General features: G+C 54.8%; 2 protein-coding genes. Both read left to right on the top strand.

Translation table 11 applies throughout. From position 1 onward, the window contains the following. On the top strand, positions 1–981 hold a 981-nt coding region (gene ribD / locus ABJN75_RS21705), incomplete at its 5' end, for a bifunctional diaminohydroxyphosphoribosylaminopyrimidine deaminase/5-amino-6-(5-phosphoribosylamino)uracil reductase RibD (RefSeq protein WP_348441705.1). A 1-nt stretch (position 982) separates the two neighbouring features. Continuing rightward, positions 983–1,594, top strand: coding sequence for a riboflavin synthase (locus ABJN75_RS21700; RefSeq protein ID WP_348441704.1), 612 nt, complete (start codon positions 983–985; stop codon positions 1,592–1,594). Positions 1,595–1,741 lie beyond the last annotated feature (147 nt).

Below are 1,741 nucleotides of genomic sequence, written 5' to 3'. Positions count from 1 at the left end.
CGCGGTGTGACGTCTCGTCCGGGTATGGCCCATGCGGAAGTGAATGCGCTCAAACAGGCTGGTGACAAGGCCAAAGGGGCGACGTGTTATGTGACGCTCGAACCATGCTCTCATTATGGGCGAACACCGCCATGTGCTCTTGCTTTGATCGACGCTGGTATCAAGCGGGTGGTGATCGGCATGCTCGATCCCAATCCGCGTGTCGCGGGGCGTGGAGCAAATATGCTGAAAGAAGCCGGTGTCGACGTCACAGTTGGCGTTCGCCGATCCTCAATCCAGATAATGTATCACGGCTTCACACAACGGCAGCTGAAACAGCGCCCGAGTGTATTCTTGAAATTGGCTGTCTCGCAGGACGGATTTATTGGTCGCAAGGGCGAGGGGCAGGTGACGATATCCGGGCCGCTCTCAATGAGAAAAATGCACGGATTTCGCGCTGAATGTGACGCTATTCTCGTCGGTAGCGGCACGGCACTAGCAGATGATCCACAGTTGACATGCCGTCTTCCGGGACTGGCCGGCCGGTCTCCTGTTCGCGTGATTATTGATCGTTGCGCGCGCCTTTTGCTTCAGTCCAAGCTGGTTCAAACGTGTATTGATGTTCCCTTGTGGCTTGTCTGCGGCAATGATGCAGATGCAGACAAACTGTCTGAACTGTCGGAAGCGGGGGTGAACATCATTCGTGTGCCAGCATCCGCTGAAGGTATCGAACCAGCCGTTATACTGAGCGCACTCGCGACGCGGGGAATTACCAGGGTCATGCTGGAAGGCGGCTCTCGGCTTGCTTCCGCCTTCCTCAAAGCTGATCAGGTTGATGAACTTTGCGTTGTGACTGGCAATATTGTGATTGGCGCCGAAGGAATACCGGCCCTGCACGGACTTGAGCTTGCAAAAGTTTTGTCCAACCCCAAATTCGAGCGCATCAGCATCGGTCATTTCGACAAGGATCGCTACACATACCTCAGACGGCGTGGAGCCTGACATGTTTACTGGTATCGTCACTGACCTTGGAAGTATTCTGAAGGTAGAAGAAATTCCGGCGGGCAAACGCACCCGGATCCGCACGGCCTACGACACCGAAACTTTCGACATAGGCGCATCTATTGCTTGTGCCGGTGTCTGCCATACGGTGACGGCCAAACAAAACAGCTCTGATGGTAACTGGTTCGAAGTGGAATCGGCTGCTGAAACGCTCGCCCTGACCAATGTCTCAAACTGGAACGTGGGCCAGACCCTCAATCTGGAGCGCTCCCTGACGATGGGCGCTGAGCTTGGCGGGCATCTGGTATTGGGGCATGTCGATGGCCTGGCAACAGTCACTAAGCGCAAAGACCATCCAGACTCTGTCTATCTTCAGTTTGAAGCGCCAGACGACGCAGCGCCTTTCATTGCCAAAAAAGGGTCTGTTGCTCTGGACGGTACTTCGTTGACCGTCAACGAGGTTGATGGCCTGCTGTTTTCCGTGTTTCTGATCCCGCATACGCTTGAGGTCACCACTTGGTCGGATTGCCGTGTTGGTGACAAGATCAATCTCGAAGTGGACATGTTGGCGCGTTATGCTGCCCGTCTTGCGGAATTCGCAAAGACCGAGTAGGGGACGGTCCCGATACCGGTAAAAACTGCAAGGATTTTGGGTCGCATTTACCAGCCGACGGTTTAATCAGCTGCGCGTTGAGATCTTTCGCGTTTGAGACTGGACAAACCGGGGCGGACATGGTTCCTGTCGCGGCCTTACAAAGGA

The organism is Hoeflea sp. (genome assembly GCF_039975035.1).
GTDB lineage: Bacteria > Pseudomonadota > Alphaproteobacteria > Rhizobiales > Rhizobiaceae > Hoeflea.
Note: the sequence above shows the minus strand (reverse complement) of the source record. Positions and strands in the feature narration are given on the sequence as shown.

What these genes read in the sequence shown, in the direction of transcription:
- ABJN75_RS21700 (WP_348441704.1), top strand. Translation starts at nt 983, where the DNA reads ATGTTTACTGGTATCGTCACTGACCTTGGAAGTATTCTGAAGGTAGAA.